The organism is Cupriavidus sp. 01T418 (genome assembly GCF_056398885.1).
This window is the reverse complement of the sequence record NZ_JBFTQG010000191.1, coordinates 1-385: the sequence shown is the minus strand read 5'-3', so window position 1 is coordinate 385 and position 385 is coordinate 1. Positions and strand designations below refer to the sequence as shown.

General features: G+C 61.8%; 1 protein-coding gene. It reads right to left on the bottom strand.

Annotation, left to right across the window (positions count from 1 at the left end):
- Positions 1 to 272: 2OG-Fe(II) oxygenase family protein (locus AC1DQ3_RS36865; protein WP_477125005.1), on the bottom strand; the 272-nt coding region annotated here is incomplete at its 3' end.
- Positions 273 to 385: the final 113 nt, after the last annotated feature.

The window sequence follows — 385 nt, the reverse complement described above, 5'->3', positions numbered from 1 at the left end:
TACTCGCCTGCGTGGACACAGGTCGGAATGCACTCGACCCGAGTGTCCTCGCGCGGATTGACGAAGTAAGCCATCGACTGCCGACGCTCGACGCTTGCGAGCGATGCGTCGGGATTCGCCACTCGGTGCACGTTCGACAACCATCGGTCGTTGGTCCACATCATCATCAGGTCGCCGATGTTGATGACGAAAGAGTCGCATGGCGCGCTGATGTCCAGCCACTGGCCCGTGCGTGTCGGCGCCGAATGCCTGGCAAGTCCTGACGGCGCCATGCACATTGACATCCAGAATGCGCGTCCATTGGTCTTCCGTGCAGTCGAGAAAGCTGCGGCGAATCTGCAGACCGTGGCAATTGACCAGCAGATCGACGCCCCCGCTCCGCGCC